Below are 13105 nucleotides of genomic sequence, written 5' to 3' on the forward strand. Positions count from 1 at the left end.
AAGTGGGTTGGGGCGGATTCGAACCGCCGGCCTGCTCCGTGTGAAGGAGCCGTCATAACCGGGCTAGACCACCAACCCGCGTACGAAATCCTATCCCGGGCCGAGACTTAAACGTTCTTCTTCGGTTCGATTCGGCTTACTCCGCGGACCCGCCGCGGTAGCGTCGGATACCGCTCTGGGCGCGGCGCATCGCCTTCTTCCCGCCGACTTCGACGCGTCGCGGCGTCCGGCGGCGGAGTTCGGCTTCCAGACGCTGCCGTCCCGACGGGGGCACCTCCTCGGCCTTCTCGCGTCCGAGCATCTTGCGGACGCGTCGTTCGACCGGTTCGGCCTCCTCTCGGATGCCGACGGAGAGGTGTTCGCCCGCGCGTCGGAGGTAGTACCAAGCGTCTTCGAAGTGCTTGTTCATATCTGACCATAGGCAAGCAACAGATAAAAGGATTGTGTCGGTCGAGACAATGTTCTGACGTGGTAGCGGAGCGCTGTCGGGCGATGAGCGGAAGAACGGGGACGGGAGTTCAGTACGTCGGGGCGTCCTCGCGGACGCCGTCGCGTTTGTTCACGAGGCGCGCGAGGGTGAAGAGGGCGTCCGAGAGGCGGTTCAGGTATGCGACGGTCTGTTCGTTCACAGGTTCCTCCGACGCCAGTCCGACGGTCCGACGCTCCGCCCTGCGTGTCACCGCGCGCGCGTGGTGGAGTTTCGACCCGGCGTCGCTCCCGCTCGGGAGGACGAAGGAGTTGAGCTGGTCCAACTCCTCGTCGGCCTCGTCGATGAACGACTCCAGTTCCTCGACGTGTTCCGCCGTGGTGACCGGGGCGTCCTCGTCTGGGTCCGGGTTCGCGAGGTCCGCCTGTACGACGTGGAGGTGGTTCTGGACGCGTTCGAGTTTCTCGTCCACGTCGTCGTACCCCGTCGGACGGACGGTGCCGACGAGGGCATTCGCCTCGTCCACCGTCCCGTAGGCTTCGATGCGAGCGCTCGTCTTCGACACCCGGGACATGTCCCGGAGGTCGGTCATCCCCTCGTCGCCGCGGCCGGTGTATATCTTCATGTGGCCGCCAACGTCTCCTCGACGTACCGGAGGATGTTGTCGCTCTCGTTCATCGTCACGCCGCGTTCGTCGTCTACGAGCACCGGAACCGAGCGCTGACCGCTGACGCGCTTGACCTCGTTCCGTTCGGAGTGGAGCGCTTCCACCCACTCCGTCTCGTACTCCACGTCCCCCGCTTCGAGGGCGTCGTGGACCTTCTCGCAGTACGGACACCCGTCGAGAGCGTACAGCGTGATGCTCATACCCGTCCGTTCGGGTCGCGGAGGCAAAGAGATTTGGCCGGCGGCGAGGCGGACCGGGCGCGGGGCGACCGGACCGCGGCGCGAGTCGAACGGACCGGTGACGAACCCCCGCGAGTCCCTCACAATCGACTGACCACGATACGACGACGTGACAGAAGCGTTATTCGGCGCGTCTCGGTAGCGAGTGTATGGTCGATCTGGAGGAGACGTACATCGAGAACCGAGTGTTGGTCCAACCGGACGACACGAACAACTACGACATGGCCCACGGGGGCAACGTGATGAAGTGGATGGACGAGGTGGGAGCGATGTCCGCGATGCGGTTCTCGGGCGAGACGTGCGTCACCGCCCGGATGGAGGGCGTCGATTTCCACCGGCCCATCCCGCGCGGCGACACGGCACTCATCGAAGCGTACGTCTACGATGCCGGGACGACGAGCGTCAAGGTCCGCCTCCGCGTCTTCCGGGAGGACCCCCTCACGGGCGAGAGGGAACTGACGACGGAGTCGTACTTCGTCTACGTCGCCATCGACGAGGCGGGCGACCCGACGGAGGTTCCCGACCTGAGCGTCTCCTCGGAGCGGTCCCGGAAACTCCGCGAGGAGGCCGTGACCGACGAACGAGAGGACGCCGCTCAGACGGCCTGAGGCGGCGACGGCGCGTCCTCCGACGCCCTCGCCGCGTCACGAACCGTTTTTGCCCGTCCGGTGGAACTGACCCCCATGCCAACGCGAGTCGCCATCCACTCGTCCGTCGAGCGAATCTTCCCGCCGGAGAAGTTGCAGTCGCTCCTCTCGGAGTTGGACGTCGAGGTGAGCGACGACGTCGCCGAAGGGACTGCGTCCGGTGACGCCGGCGACTTCGACGCCGTCGTCTCGTTCGGCTACGAACCGGGGTTTCTGGAGGCAGACCTCGATTGGATACACTGCGTCCGCGCCGGGTACGACGAGTTTCCGCTGGACGCCCTCCGCGAACGCGGGGTGCGACTGACGAACAGCACCGGCCTCCACGGCGACTCGGTCGGCGAGACGGCGCTGGGGTTCATGCTCCAGTTCGCGCGCCGCCTCCACCGCTACCGGAGCGACCAAGCCGACAAGGCGTGGAACCCGCCGACGTGGGACGAGGCGTTCACCCTGAACGGCGAGTCCGTCTGCGTCGTCGGACTCGGAACGCTCGGTCTGGGCGTCGCCCGCCGCGCGGACGCCCTCGGGATGGACGTCGCAGGCGTCCGGCGGACGCCGACGCCCGTCGAGCACGTCTCGGAGGTGTACACCCCCGACGAGTTGGTCGGAGCGATATCCGACGCTCGGTTCGTCGCCCTCACCGTCCCCTTGACCGACGAGACGGAGGGGCTACTCGGCGCGGCGGAACTCGACGCGATGCGGGAGGACGCCTACCTCGTCAACGTCGCGCGGGGCGGCGTCGTGGACCAACCGGCCCTCGTCGAGGCCCTCCGGTCGGGCGACATCGCCGGCGCGGGCCTCGACGTGTTCGCGGAGGAACCCCTCCCGAAGGACTCGCCGCTCTGGGAGATGGAGAACGTCGTCGTCACCCCGCACGCCGCCGCCGCGACGGTCGATTACGCAGACCGAATCGCGGCGCTCGTCCGCGAGAACGTCCGCCGGCGCGAGGCGGGCGACTCCCTGACCAACCTCGTCGTCTGAGCGGTCCGCCCTCGCTCGCGCACTCCCGCACGCGAACCCGCCGGGGCGACGCAGACGGCCCGACCGACGCTCCCCGGAACCGACGCCGCTCCGGTCGGAGCCGGCGAGGACGCGTCTAAACGTAATCTGTATATGATGGTTCGGCTGAGAAACATTTATTGTTCACTCTACAGTGGCAATTGTCATGGTTACACATATCACGGATAACGGTCGACGGGGTTCCGCTCGCACGCCGTACCGTCGTCCGATTCCGGGGGGTGAAGAGGGATGAGCGACGCCGAGGGAGGGGTGCTCGACGAGTTCCTCGAAGAGATAGACCGGACGGTCTTCCTGTTCGGCGCGCTGCTTACGGTCGGCGTCATCCTCGCGTTCTTCCTCAGTCCGAGCACCGTCGAGAACGGGATTTCGTCGCTGAACAGTTCGATGCTCAGCGCGTTCAACTGGGCGCTCCTGTTGATCGTGTTCCTCGTCGTCGTCTTCCTCCTGTTTCTCATCGTCGGCCCGTGGGGGTCGATCAAGTTGGGCGACTCGTCGCCGGAGTACAGTTTCCTGTCGTTCTTCGCGATGCTGTACTCCGCGGGCTTCGCCGCCGGCGTCGTGTTCTGGGGGCCGACCGAGGCGCTGTTCTACTACGCGAACCCCTCGCCGCTGTTCGAAAACGTACAGGGCGGCTCCGCCGAGGCGATGACCGTCGCCGTCCAGCAGACCCTGTTTCACTGGGCGTTACCGCAACTCGCGGTGTTCACCATCATGGGAATCGCCATCGGCTACTTCGCGTACAACTACGAGAACGTGCCGCTGCGCGTCTCTTCGGCGCTGACGCCGATCATCGGGGCGGACAACCTCGACGGACCGTTCGCGAAGGTCATCGACATCCTCGCCGTCTTCGCGACCATCGGCGGCGTCGCCACGTCGCTCGGCTTCATCGGGAGCCAGTTCATCACCGGGTTAGACTACCAGTGGGGGATCAGCATGGGGAACCTCGGCATCCTCCTCGTAGTGACCTTCATGACGCTGCTGTTTACGACCTCGATGGTGCTCGGCGTCGACAAGGGGATCCGTCGGCTCTCGAACTTCAACATGATCCTCTTCGTGGTCCTCATGCTCGCGACGTTCGTCGCCGGCCCGACGCTGTTTCTCATCCTGCTCGGCACGCAAGCGTTCGCCGGCATGATCGACGACTTCGTCATGATGAGTCTCTTCACCGGCGCCGGTCCGTTCGGGTCCGGTAACCCGACGGCCACGAACTGGATGAACACGTGGACCGTCTTCTACTGGGCGTGGGCGCTCTCGTGGTCGCCGTTCGCGGGCCTGTTCATCGCCCGCATCTCCAAGGGTCGCACCGTCCGCGAGGTGGCGTTCACCGGCATCGTCGCGACCTCCGGGGCGACCATCCCGTGGTTCACGTTCGTCGGCGGGACCGCCGTGTGGGCGCAGCACAACGGCATCGCCGACTTCAGCGAGGTGATCTCCGGTAACGTCGGCCCGGAAGTCGCCGGCTTCATCCTCTTCGAGGCGTTGCAGTTCACGCTGAACGTCGGCGGGTCCTCGGTAACGATACCGATCGGGACCGTCCTGATGTACATGTTCCTGATCCTCGTGACGACGTTCTTCGTCACCTCGGCGGACTCCTCGACGCTGGCCGTCTCGATGATGACCACCGGTGGGAAGGCCCGCCCCTCGACCATCAACCGAATCTTCTGGGGGGTCGTCCTCGGTCTGACGGCGGCCATCCTGATGATACTCGGCGGCACCGGCAGCGCGAACACCCTCCAACAGGCGGCCATCATCACCGGCACGCCCTTCGCCTTCGTCTGCTTCCTCGCGATGCTCTCTCTCATCAAGGACTTCGGCTCGAACTACGGCCGCGTGCTCCTCCAGGACGAGACCGTCCTCTTCGGAGCGAGTCGGAAGTCCGAACCCGAACCTCCGGGCGCCGGCGGGACCGCCGAGTCGGACGACGACTGATGCTCCCCGCCTCCCCGGCCGACGGTCCGGTTCTCCGATCCGACCGCCGTACCGTCCGCGCTCCGGGAGAAATCGGGACGTCGTATCAGCATCGGTGACTGTCTCGGATACATATATTTTGAGAAGGCATTTACCACTGCTCTCTGAGGGCAGCCTAATGGTCCACCGCCGAACGATTCTCGCGACCTGTGGCGCGTTGAGCGCAAGTCTCGTTGCCGGCTGTTCGACGGACGGGGGCAGCCAAGCCGATGCGGCCCACCGCGACGGCACTTCGTCGACGGGCACCATCTCCGAAGGACAGTCGGTTGGTGCCGGCTTTCGCCCGACGATACCCGCTTCGCTCGGGACGATGGAGAGGATAGGGAACGAGTGGATCGGTTCGAGCAGAGGAAACCCGGAACCGCACGGCGTTCTCGTGTGGAACAGCGGAGCGTCCGACCACAGCGTGAGCGAACGCATCTCCCGCGATGGAGAGCGCATCTACGACGGGAACGGGCGGACATTGAACCCGGACACGTACGCGTTGATACGCCTGCGCGATTCGGGGCGGTACCGATACCGGATTCGCAGCGACTCCGCGGAAGTCGAGTTCGGCATCTCCACATCTCAGTTCGAAAGTTTTCACTCGGCGACGGTGGTCGAGTTCACCGAGGACGGCGCGGCCGCGCGAACCGTCGCCGACGCCGAGTGGTACGACATCTTCACCACAGACCCCGAGAGCGGACGGTAACCCCCCTTTTCTCGTCGCGTTCGTACGCGGACCGAGCGGTCGGTTTCCTCGGTACGAAGCCGCGAGAGCGGACACAGAGTACGTGCACCGAGAGTGTCGCCTCGACCAACGGATTTCCGTATCGCGATATGCGATATATCGCCCGCGAGATTACCGTTCGAATCAGTATCTTCAACTTCGCGCGTCGCGGAGCGTGCGGTATGAGCCTCGAGATGGAGTACGACTGCCCCGAGTGCGACAACAGCCAGTTCTGGCGGACGGCCTACATGGAGATACACCTCGGGAAGAAGACGAAGTGGCGCTGCAGCGAGTGCGGCTACGGCTTCATCAACATCGACGACGGCATCACCACCGCGAAAGCGTAATCCGCGGAAAAATCGCGTTTCTACTCTTCTTCGGCGTCGAGCGCGCGCCACGAGAGTCGCGGGTTCCGCGCGGCGCCGGCTTGGTCGATGCGCCGCGCCGTCGTCCGCGAGGGCGCGCGTTCGAGTTCCTCCTCGGAGTCCGCGAGCGACTCGTTGAACGCGCGCGCCAAGTCGTCCAGGGAGTCTCGGTTCTCCACCTCCGTCGGTTCGGTGAGCATCGCCTCGGGGACGAACTCGGGCCACTTCGTCGTCGGCGGGTGGACGCCGTAGTCGAGCATCCGCTTGGCCACGTCCGCAGCGTCACGAGAACGCTTCGCGTTTTCGTTGGCCCGAGAATCGCCGCCCGATTCTCGAACGTCGCGTTCGCCCGCCGTCGCGGCGAACTCGTGGTGGAACGGGCCGTACGGAACCTCCAAGTCCACCTTCTCGGCGAGGTAGTTCGCGTTGAGGACGGCCTTCGCGCTGGCGTCCGCCAGTCCCTCGTCGCCGAGACGGGCGATGTAAGCGTACGCCTTCACGAGAACCAGCCAGTTACCGGCGTAGCCGTGGACTTTGCCGACCGTTCGCTCGGGTTCGTACAGTTCGTACGACCCGCCGCGTTCGCGGACGTGCGGACTCGGGAGGAACTCCGCGAGCTCCTTGACGACGCCGACCGGTCCCGCGCCGGGGCCGCCGCCGCCGTGCGGCGTCGCGAACGTCTTGTGGACGTTGTAGTGCATGATGTCGAACCCCATGTCGCCCGGGCGGCCGCGGCCCAACAGGGCGTTGAGGTTCGCGCCGTCGTAGTAGAGCAGTCCGCCGGCGTCGTGGACCATCTCCGCGATTTCGACGATGTCTCGCTCGAAGAGGCCAACCGTGTTCGGGTTGGTGAGCATCAGCGCGGCGGTGTCCTCGGAGACGGCGGCGTCGAGGGCGTCCACGTCCACGCGGCCGTCCTCCCCGGAGGGGAGTTCGACAACGTCGTACCCCGCCATCGCGGCGGTGGCGAAGTTGGTGCCGTGCGCGGAGGCGGGGACGATGACCTCGCTGCGGTCGTTGCCGTTGGCCTCGTGGTACGCCTTCGCGACGAGGATGCCCGCGAACTCGCCCGCCGCGCCCGCGGGCGGTTGAAGCGTCACGGCGTCCATGCCGCCGATTCGGCCGAGGTAGTCCTGCAGGTCGGACAGGAGTTCGAGCGTCCCCTGGACGCTCCGCGCGGAACGGTCGGGGTGGACCGCCGCGTTCGGGTCTGCGGCCACGTCCTCGGTGAACGAGGGGTTGTACTTCATCGTACACGACCCGAGGGGGTACGGCCCCGTCTCCACGCTCCAGTTCATCTGCGAGAGGCGCGTGTAGTGCCGCGCCAGTTCGGGTTCGGACAGTTCGGGCAGTTCCACGGAATCGCGCGTCAGGTCGTCGGGGAGGGGCGAGTCCTCCGCGTCTATCTCGACGCGCGTCGAGTTCTTCTCCGAGAGGAGCGGTTCGTACACGTCCTCGCGGGCGTAGCGTGCTTGGTCGAAATCCATCAGAGAACCTCCTCGAACGCCGCGACGAGGGCGTCCGTCTTCGAGGCGTTCAGGTCGGTGACGCAGACTTGCAGGCGGTGTTCGCCGACGACGTGGACGGCGAACCCCTCCGCTTCGAGGTCGGAGGCGATGGCCCTCGCGGGTTGGTCCACGTGGACGACGAACTCGCGGAAGTGGTGCCTGTCGTGGACTGGGGCGCGGACGCCCTTCAGGCCGTCCAACTCGGCGGCCAACGCCTCGGCGTCGGTGACGCACCGTTTCGCCAGGTCCACGAGGCCCGACGGGCCGAGGGAGGCGACGTGCATCGCCGTCCGCAGGGCCACCCACGCCTGATTCGTACAGATGTTCGAGGTGGCTCGCTCCTTGCGGATGTGCTGTTCGCGCGTCTGCAGCGTCAGCGTGTACGCGCGCTTGTCGGCGGCGTCTTCGCTCGCGCCGACGAGGCGGCCGGGAACCTGCCGGAGGAACTCCTCGCGGGTGGCGAACAGGCCGAGTCCCATGCCGTAACTCGCCGGCATGCCGAGTGCGTCTGCCTCGCCGACCACCACGTCGGCGCCGACGGCGGCGGGTTCTTCCAACAAGGCGAGGGCGACGATGTCCGTCCCGAGACAGAACAGCGCACCGCTCTCGTCGGCGATGTCGCCGATTTCGGAGAGGCGCGGTTCGATGGCCCCGCGGACCGTCGGGTTCTCGGCGTACACCATCGCCACGTCCTCGTCCACCCGCGCTTCGAGGGCGTCGATATCGACGGTGCCATCGTCCGTCGCGTACGTCTCGACGTCGAGGTCGGTTCCGGCGACGTAGTTGTCGAGGACGCGGCGTTTCCCCTCGCGGAGAATCTCGGGGACGAGGACGCGGCCGCCGGAGACGCGGCGCGCGCGCCCGGCGAGTCGCGCCGCCTCCGCGAGTGCGGTGGCGTCGTCGTACATCGAACAGTTCGCCACCGGCAGACCCGTCAGTTCGACGAGCATCGACTGGTACTCGAAGAGAACCTGCAGGAACCCCTGCGTTATCTCCGGTTGGTACTGGGTGTACGAGGTGAGAAACTCTGACCGCCGCGAGAGGTCGTCCACGAGGGACGGAACGTAGTGGGAGTGGTGGCCGCGGCCGAGGAACTCCGTCAGGTCGTCGTTCTTCGACAGCGTAGTCGCAATCTCCCGTCGGACGTCGCGTTCGCGGCGGGCCTCGATGCCGAACTCGCCGTCGAATCGGACCTCATCGGGGATGTCGAAGAGGTCCTCCTCGCTCTCCGCGCCGACGGCGGCGAGCATCTCCCTCGTCTCTGCGTCCGTGTGCGGTGCGTAGGGGCTTCCCCGCGTCATTCGGTCTGTTCGCGGTACTCGTCGGGCGAGAGCAACTCGTCGAACCCTCCCTCGTCGGTCACTTCGACCTTCAGCATCCACCCGTCGCCGTACGGGTCGTCGTTGACGTACTCGGGGTGGTCGAACAGGTCGTCGTTGACCGCCACGACCGTGCCCGAGACGGGCGCGTACAGGTCGGAGACGGCCTTGATGCTCTCGACGACGCCGAACTCCTCGCCCTGCGCGACGTCGTCGCCCTCGTCGGGCAGTTCGACGTAGACGACGTCGCCCAGTTCGTCCTGCGCGAAGTCGGTGATGCCGACGGTTGCAGTGTCGCCGTCTGTGGTTGCGTACTCGTGCGATTCCAGGTACTTTCGATCTTCGGGAACTTCGAACATTTATCTGTCCTCCAAGAACGGTGGTGTGACGATTTGCGCGCGCTTCTCCTCGCCGCGGACGACGACGGTGACCCGCGAGTCGGGGGTCGCGTACTCCACCGGAACGTACCCGAGGGCGATGGACTCGCCCAGCGTCGGACTCATCGTCCCGGAGGTGACGCGGCCGATGACGTCGCCGTCCTCGTCGGTCACGTCGTGCCCGTGGCGGGCGATGCCGCGGTCCAGCAGTTTCATCCCGACGAACTTCTCGTCGACGCCCTCCGCCTCGACGCGTTCGAGAGCGTCTCTCCCGACGAACTCGGTGTCGAGTTTCACCGTGAAGCCGATGCCCGCCTCGTAGGGGTTCCGCGGTTCCTCCTCGGGGTCGAAGTCCTGCCCCGAGAGGAGGAATCCCATCTCGATGCGGAGGGTGTCGCGGGCCCCGAGGCCGCAGGGCTGGCAGTCGAACGCCTCCCAGACCGTCTCGGCGTCCTCGGACGGACAGAGTATCTCGAACCCGTCTTCGCCCGTGTAGCCGGTTCGCGCGACCCACGACCGGACGCCGGCGACGTCGGCGTAGGCGGCCTCGAACTTCGAGAGGTCCGAGACGTCTCCGTCCGCCGCCGTCACGAGGCCGGGCGCGTCCGGCCCTTGGACGGCGAACATCGCCCACTCGTCGGTGACGTTCCGGACGGCGGCGTCAAGGTTCCACTCGTCGCGGTACTCCGTCCACCGCCGGTACATCTCCTCGTCGTGGCCCGCGTTGGGGACGAACAGGTACGTCTCCTCCTCGGGGAGGCGGTAGACCACGGTGTCGTCGAGAATCGTGCCCTCGTCGTCGAGTATCGCCGCGTACTGGGAGTCGCCCGGCGAGAGGTTCGTCACGTCGTTCGTCGTCAGGCGTTGCATCAGCGTCGTCGCGTCGGGGCCGGACACCTCTATCTCCCCCATGTGGGAGACGTCGAAGATGCCCGCCGACTCGCGGACCGACGCGTGTTCGTCTCTGATAGAGTCGAACTCGACCGGCATGTCCCACCCGCCGAACTCCGTGAACTTCGCGTCGCGCGCGGCGTGTACCTCGCGTAACGGCGGTTTGCGAAGGGCCATGGTATCAGGTTGGCACGCGGCAAGTAATGCTTTGGTATGCCGGAGGCGGGCGTCCTCGCCGGGAGGACAGTGCTGATAAACTGGATAACGCGATATCAAATCGGCGGCGGCGGGGCCGAGGCGGCGTTCCGGAACGCGCGCGAACGTCGTTGCGCGCCGAGAACAAAGTCACACCGACAGTGAAATCGCTCGGAAGGAGGGTTCAGCCACGACAACGACGACCGCTCTCGAACGAAGTACCGCCCGAACACGCATCGAGACCAACGAAACGACGCCGAGTGGCCCATCCAAAGCGATCCAGAATTACGAGGGAGTACGGGAGGTTGATGTACGAATCTCCGCCCGAAGACTGCGAAGTTCAGAACAGGGACGTACCCTACGTCGTTACGGCGGTCAGCGCGCACCGCTCATCAGGAGAGGGGCGTCCGATTCGTCCGGAGGTGCTCGGACAGTCGGACGAGTGCTGTCCCGAGAAGGACAACTGCAATTCCAGTTAGTGCGATAAACGCCGTCGTTTCGGGGTCTCCACTCGCTAATGCGAAGAGAGACATTGACCCGAGAACGACTGTTACAGCGAATAGCAACTCTATCGCGCTACTATTCAGTTCGAGCCAGCGTGACGGTAGGCCGAACTCGCTCCGCCGATTGTAACTCATACAGAGAAATGTAATCTACCTGTCGATAAATGTGGCGGTGGTTCGACAGAAACGGCGAAGGTTTCGAGTCGCCGACGCCGCTTACGGCGACTTCGCGGACCCGTTCCGGCGTTTGTCCGCGACGCCGACGTACCCGCCGTCGTCCTCGATGCGGATGGACTGGACGTTGCCGATGCTCTCCACGACGGAGACGTCGTGCCCGGCGGCGTTCAGTTCGTCGACGACGCCGTCGGGGACGCCGCCCTCGGCTTGGACCCAGGTCCCCGTCGCGGAGTACACGCGCGGTTCGGCGACGGCCTCGTCGATGTCCATGCCGAACTCCGCGACGTTGAGGAGTATCTGGGAGACGGTGTGGATGATGGACCACCCGCCGGGCGACCCGACCGTCAGGAAGGGGTCGCCGTCGCGCGTGACTATCGTCGGACTCGTGCTACTGAGGGGGCGCTTCTCCGGTTGGACCTCGTTCGGCCCGCCGGGCTCGGAGTCGAAGTCGGTGAGTTCGTTGTTGAGCATGAACCCGCGCCCGGGGACCATGATGCCCGATCCGAACAACTGCTCGATGGTGCTGGTCCACGAGACCAAGTTCCCGTCGGCGTCGGCCGTCGTGAAGTGGGTCGTCTGTCCGGAGGGTTCCTCCGTTCCGGTCTTCTTCCCCTTGTTGCCCGAGGCGTTTGCGACGTGCTGAGCCTCCTCGACGTCTCTGGGGCTGACGAAGTACTGCCCGCCGGGTTGGTAGGCAAACGGGTCGCCGGGTTCGCGCGTCGCCGCCGTCGCCTCCTTTGGGTCGATGATCTGACGGCGGTCGTCGAGGTACTCCTCGTCGAGGAACCCCTGCCACGGGATGTCCACGAACTCCTCGTCTCCGAGGTACTCGTTTCGGTCGGCGAACGCGAGTTGGAACGCCTCTATCATCCGGTGGTAGACGTCGAACGACCGGCGGTCGTACTGCGCGAGGTCGAACGGTTCGAGGAGCTTGAGAATCTGCCCGATGACGTACCCCCCGGAGGTCGGAGAGCGCATCGTCCGGACGGTGATGTCGTGGGCGTCCCCCTCGTAGGTCACGTGGACGGGGCGCGTTATCTCGACGTTGTACCGGCCGAGGTCGTCGACGGTCATGTTCCCGCCGGTCTTTCGGTACCGCGCCGCGCCTTGGACGGTCTCGGCGATGTCCTCCGCGATTTCGCCCTTGTAGAACGCGCCGATGCCCTCGTCGCGGATGGTGCGGAGGGTGTCCGCGAGGTCGGGTTGGGCGAGTTCGTCGCCCGCTTCGAGGGGGTCGCCTCCCGGGGCGAACACCTTCTTTGCGGTCGAAGTGAACGCACCCTCCTCGACGTTGGCCGCGATGGAACTCGCGAGGAACTCGTCCACGGTGACCGTCTCTCCATCGGGCGCGGCCAGTTCGACGGCCGGTTCGATGAGTTCGCCGAGTTCCTTCGTCCCGAACCGCTTTACGGCCACGTCGGCGGCCTTCAGCGTCCCGGGGACGCCGACCGCCTTGCCGTTCGTGTGACGTTCGAGGAAGGGAACCTCCTCGCCCTGCTCGTTCAGGAACATGTCGGGTTGGGCACCGAGGGGCGCACGCTCCCGGTTGTCGATGGCGATTATCTCGTCTTCCTCGGCGCTGTAGACGAGCATGAACCCGCCGCCGCCGATTCCCGAGGAGTGGGGCTGGACGACGTTGAGGGCGAACTGGACGGCGACCGCCGCGTCGACGGCGTTGCCCCCGTTCTCCAGAACCTCGACGCCCGCCTCGGTCGCCTGCCGGTGGACGCTCGACACCATCCCGCCGCCCCCTCTCGCGACGGAGTTCGACTCCCCGCCCGTCGTCCCTAACGCGGTACTGGCCCCGGCCGGAAGGACGCCGGCCCCCAACGCGACGCCCGACCCCCGCAGGAACGTCCGCTTCGTCGCCGTGAACCGCGCCGTCTCCTCCGCTGTCTCCGCGTCGTTCGATTCGGTCGTAGGACTCTCGTCAGACTGTCCCATGGCACTTCCTCTCATTCGATTGTCATTAATATACCTATAGTCCCCGAGGGTGGGAACTTCGCGCACGCGAGGAGTACGGCGACGGATTTATTTCGGAGATGCGCACCGTTCGGGCGCTGACGTGGGGAGAATCCGTCGGGACGGTTTACAGT

At 65.8% G+C, this 13105-nt stretch carries 13 protein-coding genes and 1 tRNA gene; 5 read left to right on the top strand and 9 right to left on the bottom strand.

Going from position 1 to position 13105, the window contains the following annotated elements; translation table 11 throughout:
• Positions 1–3 precede the first annotated feature (3 nt).
• The 4 genes from ACZ522_RS06680 to ACZ522_RS06695 all read right to left on the bottom strand — a co-directional run bounded on the left by ACZ522_RS06680 (position 4) and on the right by ACZ522_RS06695 (position 1294).
• Positions 4–78 (bottom strand) — tRNA-Val (locus tag ACZ522_RS06680).
• Between the two features lie 58 nt (positions 79–136).
• Positions 137–409 carry a DUF7553 family protein gene (locus tag ACZ522_RS06685; protein WP_379693700.1) on the bottom strand — a complete coding sequence of 91 codons (273 nt, stop codon included), beginning with the start codon at positions 407–409 and terminating at the stop codon, positions 137–139.
• A 109-nt stretch (positions 410–518) separates the two neighbouring features.
• On the bottom strand, positions 519–1052 hold the full coding sequence (locus ACZ522_RS06690) for a cob(I)yrinic acid a,c-diamide adenosyltransferase (RefSeq protein ID WP_379693697.1): 534 nt from the start codon (positions 1050–1052) through the stop codon (positions 519–521).
• Entirely contained in the window at positions 1049–1294 is a 246-nt protein-coding gene (locus tag ACZ522_RS06695; protein WP_379693693.1) for a glutaredoxin family protein, read from the bottom strand. Before ACZ522_RS06695 ends, ACZ522_RS06690 begins: the two co-directional genes overlap by 4 nt.
• A 188-nt stretch (positions 1295–1482) precedes the next feature.
• Here ACZ522_RS06695 and ACZ522_RS06700 point away from each other — a divergent pair, with 188 nt between their 5' ends.
• The 5 genes from ACZ522_RS06700 (at position 1483) to ACZ522_RS06720 (ending at position 6021) form a co-directional block, all read left to right on the top strand.
• The gene (locus ACZ522_RS06700) at positions 1483–1941 is read left to right on the top strand and encodes an acyl-CoA thioesterase (protein WP_379693690.1); all 459 of its coding nucleotides are present in this window, start codon (positions 1483–1485) and stop codon (positions 1939–1941) included.
• Between the two features lie 75 nt (positions 1942–2016).
• A complete protein-coding gene (ddh, locus tag ACZ522_RS06705; RefSeq protein WP_379693687.1) occupies positions 2017–2958 on the top strand; it encodes a D-2-hydroxyacid dehydrogenase in 942 nt (313 codons plus the stop codon).
• Between the two features lie 267 nt (positions 2959–3225).
• Positions 3226–4926, top strand: coding sequence for a BCCT family transporter (locus tag ACZ522_RS06710; protein ID WP_379693684.1), 1701 nt, complete (start codon positions 3226–3228; stop codon positions 4924–4926).
• Between the two features lie 157 nt (positions 4927–5083).
• Positions 5084–5656, top strand: a complete 573-nt coding sequence (locus ACZ522_RS06715; protein ID WP_379693681.1) for a hypothetical protein — start codon at positions 5084–5086, stop codon at positions 5654–5656.
• 200 nt (positions 5657–5856) lie between these two features.
• Complete coding sequence (locus tag ACZ522_RS06720) at positions 5857–6021, top strand: DUF7838 family putative zinc beta-ribbon protein (RefSeq protein ID WP_379693679.1); 165 nt, start codon at positions 5857–5859, stop codon at positions 6019–6021.
• A 20-nt stretch (positions 6022–6041) separates the two neighbouring features.
• Here the strand turns inward: ACZ522_RS06720 and gcvPB are convergent, their stop codons facing one another.
• From gcvPB to ggt, 5 genes are all read right to left on the bottom strand, one after another.
• On the bottom strand, positions 6042–7526 hold the full coding sequence (gcvPB, locus tag ACZ522_RS06725; RefSeq protein ID WP_379693677.1) for an aminomethyl-transferring glycine dehydrogenase subunit GcvPB: 1485 nt from the start codon (positions 7524–7526) through the stop codon (positions 6042–6044).
• On the bottom strand, positions 7526–8848 hold the full coding sequence (gcvPA, locus tag ACZ522_RS06730; RefSeq protein WP_379693674.1) for an aminomethyl-transferring glycine dehydrogenase subunit GcvPA: 1323 nt from the start codon (positions 8846–8848) through the stop codon (positions 7526–7528). Before gcvPA ends, gcvPB begins: the two co-directional genes overlap by 1 nt.
• On the bottom strand, positions 8845–9225 hold the full coding sequence (gcvH, locus tag ACZ522_RS06735; protein WP_379693672.1) for a glycine cleavage system protein GcvH: 381 nt from the start codon (positions 9223–9225) through the stop codon (positions 8845–8847). The genes gcvPA and gcvH overlap by 4 nt, the downstream gene beginning before the upstream one ends.
• Positions 9226–10311, bottom strand: coding sequence for a glycine cleavage system aminomethyltransferase GcvT (gene gcvT / locus ACZ522_RS06740; RefSeq protein WP_379693670.1), 1086 nt, complete (start codon positions 10309–10311; stop codon positions 9226–9228).
• Positions 10312–11048: 737 nt separating this feature from the next.
• Positions 11049–12953, bottom strand: coding sequence for a gamma-glutamyltransferase (gene ggt / locus ACZ522_RS06745; protein ID WP_379693666.1), 1905 nt, complete (start codon positions 12951–12953; stop codon positions 11049–11051).
• Between the last annotated feature and the right edge of the window lie 152 nt (positions 12954–13105).

Source organism: Halopelagius fulvigenes (genome assembly GCF_055398025.1).

What these genes read in the sequence shown, in the direction of transcription:
- ddh (WP_379693687.1), top strand. Translation starts at nt 2,017, where the DNA reads ATGCCAACGCGAGTCGCCATCCACTCGTCCGTCGAGCGAATCTTCCCG.
- gcvT (WP_379693670.1), bottom strand. Translation starts at nt 10,311, where the DNA reads ATGGCCCTTCGCAAACCGCCGTTACGCGAGGTACACGCCGCGCGCGAC.
- ACZ522_RS06720 (WP_379693679.1), top strand. Translation starts at nt 5,857, where the DNA reads ATGAGCCTCGAGATGGAGTACGACTGCCCCGAGTGCGACAACAGCCAG.
- ACZ522_RS06690 (WP_379693697.1), bottom strand. Translation starts at nt 1,052, where the DNA reads ATGAAGATATACACCGGCCGCGGCGACGAGGGGATGACCGACCTCCGG.
- ACZ522_RS06685 (WP_379693700.1), bottom strand. Translation starts at nt 409, where the DNA reads ATGAACAAGCACTTCGAAGACGCTTGGTACTACCTCCGACGCGCGGGC.
- ACZ522_RS06700 (WP_379693690.1), top strand. Translation starts at nt 1,483, where the DNA reads ATGGTCGATCTGGAGGAGACGTACATCGAGAACCGAGTGTTGGTCCAA.
- ACZ522_RS06695 (WP_379693693.1), bottom strand. Translation starts at nt 1,294, where the DNA reads ATGAGCATCACGCTGTACGCTCTCGACGGGTGTCCGTACTGCGAGAAG.
- ggt (WP_379693666.1), bottom strand. Translation starts at nt 12,953, where the DNA reads ATGGGACAGTCTGACGAGAGTCCTACGACCGAATCGAACGACGCGGAG.
- gcvH (WP_379693672.1), bottom strand. Translation starts at nt 9,225, where the DNA reads ATGTTCGAAGTTCCCGAAGATCGAAAGTACCTGGAATCGCACGAGTAC.
- gcvPA (WP_379693674.1), bottom strand. Translation starts at nt 8,848, where the DNA reads ATGACGCGGGGAAGCCCCTACGCACCGCACACGGACGCAGAGACGAGG.
- gcvPB (WP_379693677.1), bottom strand. Translation starts at nt 7,526, where the DNA reads ATGGATTTCGACCAAGCACGCTACGCCCGCGAGGACGTGTACGAACCG.
- ACZ522_RS06710 (WP_379693684.1), top strand. Translation starts at nt 3,226, where the DNA reads ATGAGCGACGCCGAGGGAGGGGTGCTCGACGAGTTCCTCGAAGAGATA.
- ACZ522_RS06715 (WP_379693681.1), top strand. Translation starts at nt 5,084, where the DNA reads ATGGTCCACCGCCGAACGATTCTCGCGACCTGTGGCGCGTTGAGCGCA.